This is a genomic window from Streptococcus huangxiaojuni, from assembly GCF_040930515.1.
In the GTDB taxonomy this organism is placed as follows: Bacteria; Bacillota; Bacilli; order Lactobacillales; family Streptococcaceae; genus Streptococcus; species Streptococcus huangxiaojuni.
This window is the reverse complement of record NZ_JBFQEG010000003.1, coordinates 111579-126230: the sequence shown is the minus strand read 5'-3', so window position 1 is coordinate 126230 and position 14652 is coordinate 111579. Positions and strand designations below refer to the sequence as shown.

10 protein-coding genes are annotated in these 14652 nt (G+C 41.0%); 9 read left to right on the top strand and 1 reads right to left on the bottom strand.

Annotated elements, in window-relative coordinates:
- Positions 1-41: 41 nt before the first annotated feature.
- From rfbD to AB3329_RS03205, 9 genes are all read left to right on the top strand, one after another.
- The gene (gene rfbD, locus AB3329_RS03245; protein WP_368394313.1) at positions 42-896 is read left to right on the top strand and encodes a dTDP-4-dehydrorhamnose reductase; all 855 of its coding nucleotides are present in this window, start codon (positions 42-44) and stop codon (positions 894-896) included.
- Positions 897-1788: 892 nt separating this feature from the next.
- The gene (cps2T, locus tag AB3329_RS03240) at positions 1789-2943 is read left to right on the top strand and encodes a beta 1-4 rhamnosyltransferase Cps2T (RefSeq protein WP_368394312.1); all 1155 of its coding nucleotides are present in this window, start codon (positions 1789-1791) and stop codon (positions 2941-2943) included.
- Positions 2933-3865, top strand: a complete 933-nt coding sequence (locus AB3329_RS03235) for a glycosyltransferase family 2 protein (protein ID WP_368394311.1) — start codon at positions 2933-2935, stop codon at positions 3863-3865. Before cps2T ends, AB3329_RS03235 begins: the two co-directional genes overlap by 11 nt.
- Positions 3866-4669 (top strand): ABC transporter permease, encoded by an 804-nt coding sequence (locus tag AB3329_RS03230; protein WP_368394310.1) that lies wholly within the window; start codon positions 3866-3868, stop codon positions 4667-4669.
- Positions 4669-5895: an ABC transporter ATP-binding protein gene (locus AB3329_RS03225; protein WP_368394309.1), complete on the top strand. Its 1227-nt coding sequence runs from the start codon at positions 4669-4671 to the stop codon at positions 5893-5895. The genes AB3329_RS03230 and AB3329_RS03225 overlap by 1 nt, the downstream gene beginning before the upstream one ends.
- 437 nt (positions 5896-6332) lie before the next feature.
- Positions 6333-7733 (top strand): glycosyltransferase family 2 protein, encoded by a 1401-nt coding sequence (locus AB3329_RS03220; protein ID WP_368394308.1) that lies wholly within the window; start codon positions 6333-6335, stop codon positions 7731-7733.
- On the top strand, positions 7730-9478 hold the full coding sequence (locus tag AB3329_RS03215) for a rhamnan synthesis F family protein (protein WP_368394307.1): 1749 nt from the start codon (positions 7730-7732) through the stop codon (positions 9476-9478). Before AB3329_RS03220 ends, AB3329_RS03215 begins: the two co-directional genes overlap by 4 nt.
- Positions 9475-11943, top strand: coding sequence for an LTA synthase family protein (locus tag AB3329_RS03210; RefSeq protein ID WP_368394306.1), 2469 nt, complete (start codon positions 9475-9477; stop codon positions 11941-11943). Before AB3329_RS03215 ends, AB3329_RS03210 begins: the two co-directional genes overlap by 4 nt.
- A gap of 12 nt (positions 11944-11955) precedes the next feature.
- Positions 11956-13497 carry a glycosyltransferase-like membrane protein gene (locus AB3329_RS03205; protein WP_368394305.1) on the top strand — a complete coding sequence of 514 codons (1542 nt, stop codon included), beginning with the start codon at positions 11956-11958 and terminating at the stop codon, positions 13495-13497.
- A gap of 76 nt (positions 13498-13573) precedes the next feature.
- Here the strand turns inward: AB3329_RS03205 and AB3329_RS03200 are convergent, their stop codons facing one another.
- Entirely contained in the window at positions 13574-14500 is a 927-nt protein-coding gene (locus AB3329_RS03200; protein WP_368394304.1) for a glycosyltransferase family 2 protein, read from the bottom strand.
- Positions 14501-14652: the final 152 nt, after the last annotated feature.

Below are 14652 nucleotides of genomic sequence, written 5' to 3'. Positions count from 1 at the left end.
GGTGTTTTACGGCCTATGTTTCTTGGTTAAAGGAGTTTTTAATGATTTTAATTACTGGTGCTAACGGTCAGCTGGGAACAGAATTGCGCTATTTGCTGGATGAGCGCAATGAGGATTATGTTGCTGTAGATGTTGCCGAGATGGATATTACGGATGCGCAAAAGGTAGAGGCTGTTTTTGAACAGGTGCAGCCAACCTTGGTTTACCATTGTGCAGCCTATACTGCTGTAGATGCGGCAGAAGATGAAGGAAAAGAGCTGGACTATGCCATTAATGTCACTGGCACTGAAAATGTTGCTCGGGCAGCAGCCAAACATCAGGCAACACTGGTCTATATTTCAACTGATTATGTCTTTGACGGTCGTAAACCGCTGGGTCAAGAATGGCTGGAAACAGATCAGCCTGATCCGCAGACAGAGTACGGCCGGACAAAACGTTTAGGTGAAGAAGCAGTTGAAAAATATAGTGACCGGTTTTACATTATCCGTACAGCCTGGGTATTTGGCAATTATGGAAAGAATTTTGTCTTTACCATGCAGAATTTGGCTAAGACCCATGACAGTCTTACTGTTGTTAATGACCAGCACGGTCGTCCGACATGGACAAGAACACTGGCTGAATTTATGACTTATTTGGCAGAAAATCAAAAAGCATTCGGTTATTATCATCTGTCTAATGATGCTGATGGGGATACAACCTGGTATGACTTTGCTCTTGAAATTCTAAAAGATACAGATGTTACAGTAAAGCCGGTTGCTTCCGACCAATTTCCGGCTAAAGCTAAGCGTCCTTTTAATTCAACCATGAGTCTGGATAAAGCCAAAGCGACAGGCTTTGTTATTCCAACCTGGCAGGAAGCTTTGCAGGAGTTTTATAAACAAGAGGTAAAACAGTAAGCCTCTTATCCCTTGGTTCAGCAGGTTTTACTTTAAAGTTAATAATGGCAGAAAAAGCTGATTGACAGGCATTTTTGCCTTTTATCGGGTCTGGGACAGAAGCTCCTAGGCTTTTTTTATCAAGATACAAAGCCCGTATAAAACGCAAAAGGAAAATGACGGTAAGTCCGAAATCTCTGATTTCGCAGACTCCCCTCTGCCAAGACGACTAGAAGGGTGCGGTCGGCTGTCAAGACGACAAAGCCTTCAGACGTCTACGGCTGACGGTAAGTCCGAAGTCTCTGATTTCGCAGACGCCCCTCTGCCAAGACGACTAGAAGGGTGCGGTCGGCTGTTAAGACGACAAAGCCTTCAGACGTCTACGGCTGACGGTAAGTCCGAAATCTCTGATTTCGCAGACTCCCCTCTGCCAAGACGACTAGAAGGGTGTGGTCGGCTGTCAAGACGACAAAGCCTTCAGACGTCTACGGCTGACGGTAAGTCCGAAATCTCTGATTTCGCAGACGCCCCTCTGCCAAGACGACTAGAAGGGTGCGGTCGGCTGTCAAGACGACAAAGCCTTCAGACGTCTACGGCTAGCTAACTTGAAATCAATTCTAAACTTAGCCACATCTTTTTCCCGCAGCATTTAGGGTGTGTTCAGTTTATCAAATACGCCTCCTGTCAGGCGTCAGCTGTACAGGGCAGGGCGGGAGTGAAACAATTCCAGATCAAAATAGTATTATGTTTTTTGAGTTAGCTGGATCTTGTGGCTTTTATAAAAGGTTTTTTAGCCGGCTTTTCCTTAGATAAACAGCTTATCTGGGGGAGGCCGGCTTTTTAATTTTTTTCGCAAAAATAATGGTATTATGGTATAATGACTTTGATTGTATGTAAATGGAGAAGTGTGTTTATGCAGCATATTTTCATCATAGGAAGCCGCGGCCTGCCCGCTAAATATGGTGGTTTTGAAACATTTGTTGAAGAATTGATTAAAACTAAAAAAAGCAAGGCGATTAGCTATCATGTTGCCTGTTTGAGTGATGAGGAGCACCACAGCCATTTTACTTATTTGGGAGCGGACTGTTTTACTATTAAAGCACCCAAAATCGGGCCTGCCCGTGTCATTGCTTATGATATGATGGCCATTCAATATAGTTTGTCTCTTATTGAAAAGGAAAAGATTGCATCACCGATTTTTTATGTACTGGGCAACACAATTGGTGCTTTTATCGGTATATTTAAGAAAAAAATCCAGCGAGTAGGCGGTAAACTTTATGTTAATCCAGACGGTCTAGAGTGGAAACGTTCTAAGTGGTCCAAACCTGTTCAGGCCTATCTGAAATATGCCGAAAAATGCATGGCAGCTCAGGCAGACTTAGTGATTGCTGATAATATCGGGATTGAACATTATATTAAACAGGCTTATCCTAATACACGGACTCGATTTATTGCTTATGGGACTGACCTTGGCCTGTCTTTGCTGAAGGCAGACAGCTCCAGTGTTTTGGACTATTTTAAAAAATGGGGGCTCAGGCAAGGTCAGTATTACCTCCTAGTCGGTCGTTTTGTTCCAGAAAATAACTATGAAACGATTATTCGTGAATTTATGCAGACGAAAACACAAAGAGATCTGCTTATTATTTGCAATCATGAAGGCTCTCCTTTCTTTGAGAAATTAAAGGCAGCTACCCACTTTGAAGAGGATAAACGGGTTAAATTTGCTGGAACAGTCTATGACCATGATTTGCTCAACTATCTTCGTGAGCATGCTTTTGCTTACATTCATGGACATGAGGTCGGCGGGACTAATCCCGGACTTTTGGAAGCTTTGGCTCATACAGATTTGAATCTGGTATTAGGTGTTGATTTTAACCGCTCCGTTGCTGGTGAGGCAGCCCTTTACTGGAATAAAGAAGATGGTGCTCTGGCTCAGCTTCTTGAAAGAACAGACGGGAAGACTGATTTTTCTGATTTAGCGCAAAAAGCTAAAGAAATCGTCAGCAGCCGCTATACTTGGGAAAAAATTACCAAGGAATATGAGGATTTATTTTTAAATGAAAGTTAATATTCTGATGTCCACCTACAATGGGGAGAGCTTTATAGCGGAGCAAATTGAAAGTATTCAGGCACAGACTTTTAAAGATTGGCAGCTTTTAATCAGAGACGATGGCTCAAGCGATGGGACACCGAACATTATAGAGCAGTATGCAAAAAAGGATAGGCGGATTCGCTTTATCAATGCGGATAAGCGGGAGAATATCGGTGTTATCCAGAATTTTTTTACACTTGTTAAGTATGAAAAGGCAGATTATTATTTTTTCAGCGACCAAGATGATATTTGGCTGCAAGACAAGCTGGAAATGACTTTAAAGGAAGCGGCAAAATACGAAAAAAACAGTCCTTTGGCTGTTTATACTGATTTAAAAATTGTTGACAGAAACCTGTTGATTTTACAGGAGAGTATGATAAAAACTCAGTCAGGACATGCTAACACTGACTTGCTGGCAGAATTGACAGAAAACACAGTAACAGGCGGAACAATGCTGATTAATCATGCTTTGGCTGAGCAATGGCGGCACTGCCGCGGTCTGCTGATGCATGACTGGTATTTGGCCCTGCTGGCCAGTTCTTTGGGCCGTTTAGTTTATCTAGATAGAGCGACAGAGCTTTACCGTCAGCATGACAGCAATGTGCTGGGAGCCAGAACATGGTCGAAAAGACTGAAGAACTGGCTGCGCCCGCATAAACTTCTTGAGAAATACTGGCTGTTGATTACTGCCAGTCAAAAACAGGCGGAAAACCTGCTGGACTTAGATTTATCTGACGATACCAGAGACTTAGTAGAAGCCTATGTGAGTTTACTTGATAAACCGTTCAGCCAGCGTTTGGAACTTTTGAGAACGCATGGATTTAAGAAAAACCGTGCTTTTCATACCTTTGTTTTTCGCACACTGATTGTTACTAAGTTTGGTTATAGGAGAAAATAAATGGGGTTATTTAGTCGAAAGAACCGTATCTTGCTGAAAGAATTAATTAAGACAGACTTTAAATTGCGTTATCAAGGCTCTGCCATTGGCTATCTTTGGTCTATTTTAAAGCCTTTGATGCTGTTTGCGATTATGTATCTTGTCTTTATCCACTTTTTACGTTTGGGCGGCGATGTTCCCCACTTTCCGGTAGCGCTTTTGCTGGCTAATGTGATTTGGGGCTTCTTCTCAGAAGCGACCAATATGGGAATGGTGTCCATCGTCACAAGAGGTGATTTGCTGAGAAAACTAAATTTTTCCAAAAGTATTATTGTTGTTTCAGCGATTTGCGGGGCTGCTATTAATTTCGGCATCAATCTGATTGTTGTGATGATTTTTGCCTTATTTAACGGTGTGCAGTTTTCCTGGACAGTACTTATGATTGTCCCTCTGTTTATTGAGCTTTTTCTTATGGCAACAGGAATTGCGCTGATTTTGTCGGCTTTATTTGTTAAATTCCGTGATTTATCACAAATTTGGGAAGTCGTCATGCAGGCCGGACTGTATGCTACGCCGATTATTTACCCTATTACCTTTGTAACAGAGCGCAATATTGTTGCTGGCAAGCTTATGATGCTTAATCCTTTGGCTCAGATTATTCAGGACTTGCGGTATTTCCTGATTGACCATGCCAATACCCCAATTTGGCAGCTGATTAATCACAAATCTATTGTCGCGATTCCTTATCTTTTGCCAATCCTTGTGTTTCTGATTGGACTTTTGATATTTAATAAACAATCCAAGAAATTTGCGGAGATTCTCTAATGACAGATAAAAAAATTGCAGTAAAAGTTGATCATGTCAGTAAGTATTTTCGATTACCGACAGAAAGTACCCATAGTCTAAGAACAGCTATGGTTAATCGTTTTAAGGGAATTAAAGGTTATACTGAGCAGCATGTTCTCAGAGACATTAATTTTGAAGTGGCAGAAGGCGACTTCTTTGGGATTGTCGGCCGCAATGGTTCTGGGAAATCAACGCTTCTGAAAATCATTTCACAGATTTATGTTCCCGAAAAAGGAAAAGTTACAGTAAACGGCAAGTTGGTTTCCTTTATTGAGTTAGGAGTTGGTTTCAATCCTGAACTGACCGGCCGGGAAAATGTGTATATGAACGGTGCACTGCTCGGTTTTTCAACAGACGAAATTGATGCTATGTATGACGATATCGTTGATTTTGCTGAGCTGAAAGAATTTATGAATCAAAAGCTCAAGAATTACTCAAGCGGTATGCAGGTGCGCCTGGCCTTTTCAGTCGCTATTAAGGCGCAGGGAGATGTTCTGATACTTGATGAAGTACTGGCTGTCGGCGATGAAGCGTTTCAGCGCAAATGCAATGACTACTTTTTAGAACGAAAGACCAGCGGTAAGACCACCATTCTGGTTACGCATGACATGGCAGCGGTTAAAAAATATTGTAACCGGGCGGTTTTAATTGAAGACGGTCTGGTGAAGGCCTATGGGGAGCCCTTTGATGTGGCTAATCAATACAGTTTTGACAATACAGAACAAGTTGTTGATGATAAGACAGAACAAGATGACAGTCAGGCAGCTGCTGAAACAAAAGCAGCGCAAGTTGATAATTTGCAGGTAAAGTTGCTGTCTGAGAGTCGTATCAGGCCGGATGAAAAAATTAAATTTGCCATTTCTTATGATGTTTTAGATGATACTCCCACCTATATTGCTCTGTCTTTAACGGATATCGACCGCAATATTTGGGTTTACAATGATAATTCCATGGATTATCCGACAGCAGGCAAAGGCCATAAAACAGTTACCTATGAGTGTGATCTGTCAGCACTTAATGACATCAAGGTCAAACTGGAAGTGACAGTCAGAGATGAAAATGAACAGATGCTGGCTTTTTCTTCCGCTGCCCATACGCCGATTATTTTGCTGAACAGGACGGATATTCAGGCTGATGATAAATCAGCCCTTGATTCTGCCAGCGGTTTGATTCAAAGAAACGGCAGCTGGGAATTTACAGAATAAGGGCCTGATTGCTGATTCGAATGAAAGCAAGCAGAGCCCGCTCCTTTCAGCCATCTTGGCAGAGGTGCGTCTGCGAAATCAGAGATTTCGGACTTACCGTCATTTTCCTTTTGCGTTTTTCACGGTCTTTGTATCTTGTTGAATTGAACACGGGCTAAGCTCTTTGCAAAAAAGAGACGCAGTCGTAGGAAGCGCAAGCTGACGTACGAATGTGGCTGCTCTGTGAGTATAGCCCTCCCTAGAGTCTTTAGTGACTCGGTGGTCAGGCTCCTATTTTTGCTGTGAGCTTTAAACGCCCTTTGTATCTTATGAATTGAACACGGCCTAAAATCCTAGTGAAAAAGATGGCTGTCAGCGTGATGCCAGCATCACTTGCCATCCCCTATTTTCATACGGATTTTTAAACGGCCTTTGTATCTTATGAAAGGAGGTAAGACTTGGTGAAGGTGTCTATTATTTGCACTAACTATAATAAAGGGGGTTGGATTGCAGATGCTATTGAGAGTTTTTTAAGGCAGAAGACCTCTTTCTCCTATGAAATTATTTTGGTAGATGATGCATCAACTGATGAGTCACCGGCTATTATCAAGTCTTACGCCGATAACTATCCAGAGAAAATCCGAGCCTTTTTTCAGACTGAAAATCTGGGAATTACGAAGACTTGGGTAAGAATCTGCCAGGAGGCCAAAGGGGAATATATTGCCCGCTGTGATGGTGATGACTACTGGATAGATGATTATAAGCTGCAGAAACAAGTAGATTTATTAGAGCGGTCTCAGGATTCAAAATGGTCAAACACTGATTTTGATTTTGTTAACAGTCAAGGGAAGGTAACCCAGCCTAAGGCTTTTGCTAATCAGACCATCCCTTTAATTACTACCTATGAAGAGATGCTGGCCCTAAAGGGGATGACTATGGCTTCTACTTGGTTGGTTGAGAGGGAGCTGATGCTGGAAGTCAATCAGCTGATTGCTTTAGATGCAGTTGATGATACCTTCAATCTGCAGCTGGAATTATTCCGAAGAACGAAACTTAGTTTTTTATCCGATGCTACAACCGTTTATCGCATGCATGATGAGTCTGACTCACGGACAAAAGACATGGCTAAGCTGCGTCAGCGTTTTCAGAGATTGCTGGGAACTCAGATTGAGTATGTCAATAAATATCCGGATACTGACTATAAGAAGGCTTTTCTGACACTCTTAGACAAGCATACTGAATTCGAAACGCTGCTATCGCAGGGCTTCCAGCCGGCTGCTGTGACGAGCGGACAAAAAGTGACCATTTATTATGCCAGCGACAGCCATGATTTTTCCGAAGATAATGTTTCAGAATTTCCTCTTCAGGAAAGTGACCGTTTAGTGATTAAGCTGCCGGCTGGGACGCAGCACCTGCGGATTGATCTGTCGGAAGCTCCCAGTTATTATAAAACTGTCAGGCTGATTGATCCAGAGTTTAATACTGAGCTGCTGCCCGTTTTGACCAATGGCCTGCAGATTCGAGAGGCTTTCTTTTTTAATGATCCTGATCCCCAGATTGTCTATAATACCGAGCGTATCAGCAGCTCTCATCTAATTTTGCAGTATGAGATGTTCAATCTTGAGGACAGTCGGTCAGAGAATTACCTTATTCGTCTGCTATCTGAAGATTTGTATGACAGCCGTTCGGAACTGCAGAAACTCAGGCTCTCTCAGACCGATTACCAGCGTGTCAAAAAAGAAAGAAATGCTTACAAAAAAGAATTAGAAGAGATGGTTATCAGATATAATGCCGTGACCCATTCGCGTCGCTGGACGATTCCGACAGCTTTGATTAACATGTTTAGGAGAAAAAAATGAAGAGACTGCTTTTATATGTCCATTTTAATAAATATAACCGTGTCAGTTCGCATGTTTATTATCAGCTGACTCAGATGCGTCCTTTATTTTCCAAAGTTGTTTTTATTACAAACAGCACGGTATCGGCAATTGACCATGAAAAACTGAGAAGCCGAAATATTATTGATGATTTTATTCAAAGGGAGAATATCGGCTTTGATTTTGCTGCATGGCGCGATGGTATGAATGAAGTTGGCTTCGACAATATAAAAGATTATGATATTCTGACTGTTATGAATGACACCTGCTTTGGTCCGCTGTGGGATATTAAAGATTATTATCTTAATTATGAAGAGCAGGAAAACATAGATTTTTGGGGATTGACTAATAATCGTCAAACCAAACAGTTTAAAGAGCATATTCAAAGTTATTTTATTACTTTTAAACATGCTGTTTTACAGTCGGAGGCATTTCATCGATTTTGGACTAATATTCGGAATCATACTGATGTGCAACGAGTCATTGATGAATATGAGACCCAAGTTACAACCACACTTGTGGATGCCGGTTTTCAGTATCAAACTGTCTTTGATACTACCAATGAGGATGCGTCGCACATGCTGCATGCGGATTTTTCTTACTACCATCCAACAGCTGTTTTGGCTCACAGGGTTCCTTTTATCAAAGTGAAAGCAATCGATGCCAATCAGCATATAACACCTTATTTGCTGGATGAGATTGAACGGATTTCAGACTATCCGATAGATTTGATCGTCTCTCATATGTCAGAAGTCAATTATCCCGACTTTAAGTATCTCTTAGGTAAAAAATACCTGCGGCCGGCGGTTTTGCCTGAGGCTCTGCGAAAAAAAATCGCTGTCCATCTGCATGTATTCTATCTTGATTTGCTGCCGGAATTTCTGCTGGCTTTTGAGCAGTTTCATTTTGATTACGACCTGTTTATCACAACAGACAGCAAAGAAAAAGAAGAAGATATTCAGCAGCTCCTGCTTGAACAGCAAAAGCAGGCTCAAATATTTGTTACTGGCAATATCGGCCGCGATGTTTTACCCCTCCTTAAACTTAAAGATAAACTGAAAGATTACGATTACATCGGTCATTTCCATACTAAAAAGTCTAAAGAAGCTGATTTTTGGGCAGGCGAGTCTTGGCGCAAGGAGCTGATTGCCATGCTCCTTAAGCCGGCAGACAGTATTATAGCTAATTTTGAAAACGAAAAATTAGGTCTTGTTATTGCTGATATTCCGACTTTTTTCCGTTACAATAAGATTGTTGATGCCTGGAATGAGCACCTGATTGCACCAGAAATGAACAAGCTTTGGCAGCAAATGCAGCTGACCAAGACCATTGATTTTAACCAATTTCATACATTTGTCATGAGTTACGGTACCTTTATCTGGTTTAAATATGATGCCTTAGCTCCTCTCTTTGATTTAGGACTGCAGGACAAAGATGTTCCGGCAGAACCTTTGCCGCAAAATTCCATTCTTCATGCGATTGAACGTTTAATTGTCTATATCGCTTGGAGTCGGCATTATGATTTTAGGATTTCACAAAATCCGGTAGCTTTGACGCCTTTTGTGGATAATAAATTATATAATGAACGCGGCAACAGTGCTCCGCATACGTATATTGATTTTACTTATATGGGAGGTATCAAAGGAGCAATTAAGTATATTTTCATAGGGCCGGCAAGGGCAGTGAAGTATATTATTAAACGTTCTTTGGAAAAATTGAAATCATGAGAAAATTACTAAAAGACATAAACTGGGTGAATGTGCTGCAGCATATTCTTTTACTCATATTTACCTTTTATATGAATTTGTATCTGGTGACAAGCAACCTTCTGTCAGGACACGATATGCCGGCTCCTTTTGCGAGCCTGTCTTTCTACTTGATGCTGGTCTATCTCCTTTCGGTAGCAGCTTTGGGGATTTATTTTTCAAAGGAAATCAACAGAAACTTCTTTATCAAGCTGGGGATTTCTTATCTCATTTATCTGTGTGTTTCCTATTTCCTTTTAGTTACCAGAAATATCAATAATAAACAGTTCGATCCATGGGCCCTGTCCAAAAATCATTTTTTTGAGGGCAATGCTTTGCTGACTGTTGGGGCTATTGTAGCTATTGGCTATCTTTTTCACTACCTGTTTGAGCAAAAACATTATTTTTCCGGATTGGAAGCTGTTATACTGGACTACCAGCCTAAAGGAAGAATACTGTATCTCGTTTTAGCCACTATTATCTGTAACGACAGCAGACTCCTGCACGGTTTTTTGCCTGCTTCTGAAGAATATTTTGAAAAAGGCAATGTGGCTGATTTCATTTCTTATCTGACTTCTAATTTACTTTGGATTATTTTTCTTGTTGTTCTCTTGTCTATCACAGCTTTACAGGCTTTAAGAGATCTCAGAAGAAATAAGGCCAGTCTGTCTCTCAGTCTGATAACCAGCCTGTCTTTGGCTCTTGTCTTCAATTACTGCCTTCAATATGGAGTGAAGGGTGATTCAGAGCTGCTGGGTGCCTATATTTTCCCAGGGGCTGTCCTGTATCAGATTATTTTCCTGACAGTCGTTTATATCATGGTTTATGCCATTATCAACCGCTATCTCTTGGCGACACTTTTAATTACCATTTCAGGTGTTCTTATTTCAGTTGCGAATTTTATAAAAGAATCGCTTCGAAATGAACCGCTTCTGATTACAGATTTTGTTTGGCTGCAAGATGTTAATCTTCTGATAAGTTCTGTTAACATCAGAGTTGTTATTTATTTGGTAGTAATGCTTTTGCTGACCGGAGCTTTCTACTATTACTTTAGAAAAAAAATGCTGCCGGGTCCTATTTTCACCAAAAAGCGTGTTCGCTTTTCCATTCTCGGAGCTTTAATAGGGCTGTCGCTGTTTGTTTTTTTGGTTTTCAAAAATGAAAAAAACAATATGATCACTAAAGGGATACCTGTGGTATCAACAGTCAATAACTGGGCTAATATTGAATGGATGGGATTTGATGTCAATGCCAGATATAAATCACTGATGTATGTCTGGACAAAACAAGTGACAAAATCAACCATGGATACGCCAAAAGACTACAGTGAAGAGAGTATCAGGCAGATTGCTGAAAAATATACCGATCTTGCTGAAGAGATTAATGCAGACAGGGCTAACAGCATCTCAGATCAGACCGTTATTTATATTCTCAGCGAAAGCTTTTCCGATCCCTTTAAGGTGGCCGGCGTAACAGTCAGTCAAGATGTTATGCCCAATGTTCGGGAAATCGAAACACAGACGACCAGCGGCTTGATGCGTTCCGATGGCTACGGCGGCGGAACAGCTAATATGGAATTCCAAACGCTGACCGGTCTTCCTTTTTATAATTTTTCTTCTTCGGTCTCGACCCTTTACACTGAGGTTGTTCCGAAAATGTCCATTTTCCCTTCTATCAGCGATCAGTTTGATGCTAAGAACCGTATCGTTCTGCATCCATCCGGTGCCAAAAACTATAATCGGAAGACGGTTTACGAACAATTGGGATTCGATACTTTGATTTTTTCGTCTGATTCAGACGACACCTTTGAAAATGCCGAGAGTCTCGGTGTCAGTGTCAGTGATAAGACAGTCTATGACAATGTTTTAAGTCAGCTAAAACCGGACGAAAGTCAATTTTTCTCTGTTATCACAATGCAGAACCATGTTCCATGGTCGGTCGGAAAACCGGCAGATATTCTCGCATCAGGCGAGGGGTTCAGTGAATCTGAAAATGGTGCACTGACGGAATACGTCCGATTGTTGAGTTATACGGACACTGCAACTAAAGATTTCTTGGACAGTTTATCAGAGGTGGATAAGGACATTACAGTTGTCTTTTACGGTGACCATCTGCCGGGTTTATACCCAGACAGTGCCTTTACTTCTGATCCGAGCAGCCAGTATTTGACAGATTATTTTATCTGGAGCAACCACGAAATAGCGAAATTGGATTACCCGCTGGTTAACTCCAGTGACTTTACTGCCGAACTTCTGGCTCATACGAATTCTAAAGTTTCTCCTTATTATGCTTTATTAACCAATGTCCTTGAGAATGCCAGTGTGAACAAAGAGGGGCTGACAGCAGAAGAGGAGGAGATTGCAAATGATTTGAGGCTGATTCAGTATGATATCACTGTCGGAAAATCTTATATTAGCGATTATAAAGATTTTTTTGAAATTAAATAAATGAGGAGAAAAATGGAAAAGTTATTGAAAATCGGAAACTCAGTTTTCTTTGTTCTGATGATTTTATGGGGCTATTTTGCTGTTTACTTTGCCTTTCAGTATTTAAACATTGACTATACTGATTTAACCGATGCTCTGGCAAAATTGCTGATTGCTTTTGTTATTCTGCTGTTCTTTGCTTTTCATTTTAAAAAACAAACAGTCAGGATAGGCAGGATAGCCTACAGCTTTCTGATTTCCCATAAAAAATACGTTTTAGCCGGCCTGTTTGCTTTTCAGCTGCTGATTACATTTTCCAGTTTAGCTCTGGCTTCTGCAGATACAAGTACTGTCTACCTAATCGCCACTGATCCAAGATATGCTGCTGCGACTGACTACATTTCAGTAAATCCTAATAACTTTTTGCTGGTTGTGTGGTTTAAAATTAATTATTTTCTGACAAGGGAGAACCTAGTTGCTGCACTAACTTTTTGGAATATCCTGTTTATTGATTCATCCATCGTTTTTGTTTATCTGTCAAATAAGCTGATGCTGAATAAGAAAACAGCAGATGTTTCCTTTTTGCTCTTTACGCTTGTTCTCGGCCTTTCCCCTCAACAGCTTTATACTTATTCTGATGCTATCACGCTCTTTCTTCTCAGTCTCTTTATTCTGCTGGCTGTCCTTATAGTGAAAGGCAGGCTAAAGGCAAGAGGAAGCGCTCTTGCAGGCCTAGTGCTAGCAGCAGCCTATGGTTTTAGGCCGACAGTTATGATATTTATTATCGCAGGCGCCATTGTACTGACGGTTTACGTCGTTAAGCAAAAAAAGGCTGTGCTCAAGCCGTATGTGAAAGTGCTGCTAATAGCGGTCTGTTCATTTATTCTAGTGAACAGAGCTCTGGCCTTTTCTTTAGAAAAGCAGGACTTTGTCAACTACGAACCGCAGATGAGCCGCACCTTGCTCTATTATGTTAACTTGGGACTGACCTATTCTGGGAATGTCCATTCGGAGATTTCTGAGGAGGTTTGGCAGTCAGCCGGAAAAGACAGAAACAGACTGGCACTGAATGAAATCAAGCAGCGTTTAGCAGATTATAAATTTACGACCTTTGTTGGCCATTTGTTCTATAAATATTATTGGATAGTGGGTGAAGGGAACTTCGGCTGGTTTCAGGAAAGGGTGCTGAGTGAAGAGCAGCGCTTGACGGTTCAATGGCTGAAAAACATACAGGACAGTGCTTTGGCCAGATGGATTAGAAGTTACATCTATGTTGAAGGAGATAATTATTATTTATATGGCTCCTTCCTGCAAATCATATGGATAGGTGTTTCAGTCGGTCTTATAGCCTTTTGCTTCTTCTTTGATGCCAATAACGGTTTCCAGCTGTGGATGCAGATTACCGTATTTGGCGGCCTGCTGTTTCTCATGCTTTTTGAAGGCGGCAGAACACGCTACCTTATCCAGTTTCTTCCTGCTATTTTAACGATTTCTTCAGTAGGAATACATCAGCTTAATAGGCTGCTGAACCAAAAGATAAGTGAACAAGACGGGCACTCTCAGCTGTCGTCCTGATAATCGAAAGTTTAAAAAACAGCTCGGTGAAAACCGAGCCGTTTTTTATATCTGTTTGAAAGGCAGAATCTGTTTTTTACCCTTTTTCTTTAATAATATAAACAGGACGTTTTTTGGTCTCTAAAAAGATTTTGGCAATGTATTTTCCCAGTATTCCGATACAAAACAGCTGAATCCCGCCCATAAAGAGTATGATAGAAACTGTACTTGCCCATCCTGATACCGGATCACCCCAGATTAATTTACGTATAACGATGAAAATGATAGCAAAAAGAGAAAAAACAAAACTCACTGTCCCAGTCCAAGTTGCAATATTTAAAGGGACCTCAGAAAAGTTAACGAATCCGTCAATAGAATATTTGAGCAAGTCGAAGAAATTCCAGCTGGTATTCCCAGCCACCCGCTCACGGTTTTCAAAACTAATATAGGTTGTCTTAAATCCTACCCAAGAAAAGATGCCCTTAGAGAATCGGTTGACTTCACCCAAGGTTAAGATACTGTCAACAACTTGTCTGGTCATCAAACGAAAGTCTCTGGCGCCGTCCACCATTTCCGTGTCCGTAATTTTATTGGCAAACCAATAAAACAGTTTTGAAAATAAGGAGCGTATCGGAGGTTCACCTTTTCGATTAGCACGCCGTGTACCGACAACATCATAGCCTTCTTGAATTTTATCATACATTTCAGGCAGTAAATCCGGCGGATCTTGAAGATCAGCATCCATTACCGTAATTAAATCTCCTTTAGCCTCTTCCAAACCAGCCAGCAGACCGGCTTCTTTTCCGAAATTTCGGGAAAAGGAAATATAATGGACATTGCTGTAAGATTTTGCCATATCGCGCAGGACGGAAAGAGTCCCGTCCGCAGATCCGTCATTGATAAACAAATAGTCAAAAGTGACCTTGTTTTGCATACGGTCTTCAATTTTTTGCATTTCTTTTAAAAAGGGGCGGATAGCCTCTTCTTCATTGTAACAAGGGACAACAATAGATAAAAGTGTCATAATACAACTGCCTTCATTATAATTCTTACTTTAGATTATACCATAGAAAGGCTATTTTAGTAAATTTGAATATAAAAAGGCAGCAGAAAGCAATCCAAATAAGAAATTCCTCTTTTTTTTCGAATAGAAAAGCAAGGCGGTTCAAAAGAATA

Bases quoted from the DNA above. Each gene is read 5' to 3' on its own strand.
- AB3329_RS03205 (WP_368394305.1), top strand. From the start codon at position 11,956: ATGGAAAAGTTATTGAAAATCGGAAACTCAGTTTTCTTTGTTCTGATG.
- AB3329_RS03235 (WP_368394311.1), top strand. From the start codon at position 2,933: ATGAAAGTTAATATTCTGATGTCCACCTACAATGGGGAGAGCTTTATA.
- AB3329_RS03210 (WP_368394306.1), top strand. From the start codon at position 9,475: ATGAGAAAATTACTAAAAGACATAAACTGGGTGAATGTGCTGCAGCAT.
- AB3329_RS03230 (WP_368394310.1), top strand. From the start codon at position 3,866: ATGGGGTTATTTAGTCGAAAGAACCGTATCTTGCTGAAAGAATTAATT.
- cps2T (WP_368394312.1), top strand. From the start codon at position 1,789: ATGCAGCATATTTTCATCATAGGAAGCCGCGGCCTGCCCGCTAAATAT.
- AB3329_RS03215 (WP_368394307.1), top strand. From the start codon at position 7,730: ATGAAGAGACTGCTTTTATATGTCCATTTTAATAAATATAACCGTGTC.
- AB3329_RS03225 (WP_368394309.1), top strand. From the start codon at position 4,669: ATGACAGATAAAAAAATTGCAGTAAAAGTTGATCATGTCAGTAAGTAT.
- rfbD (WP_368394313.1), top strand. From the start codon at position 42: ATGATTTTAATTACTGGTGCTAACGGTCAGCTGGGAACAGAATTGCGC.
- AB3329_RS03200 (WP_368394304.1), bottom strand. From the start codon at position 14,500: ATGACACTTTTATCTATTGTTGTCCCTTGTTACAATGAAGAAGAGGCT.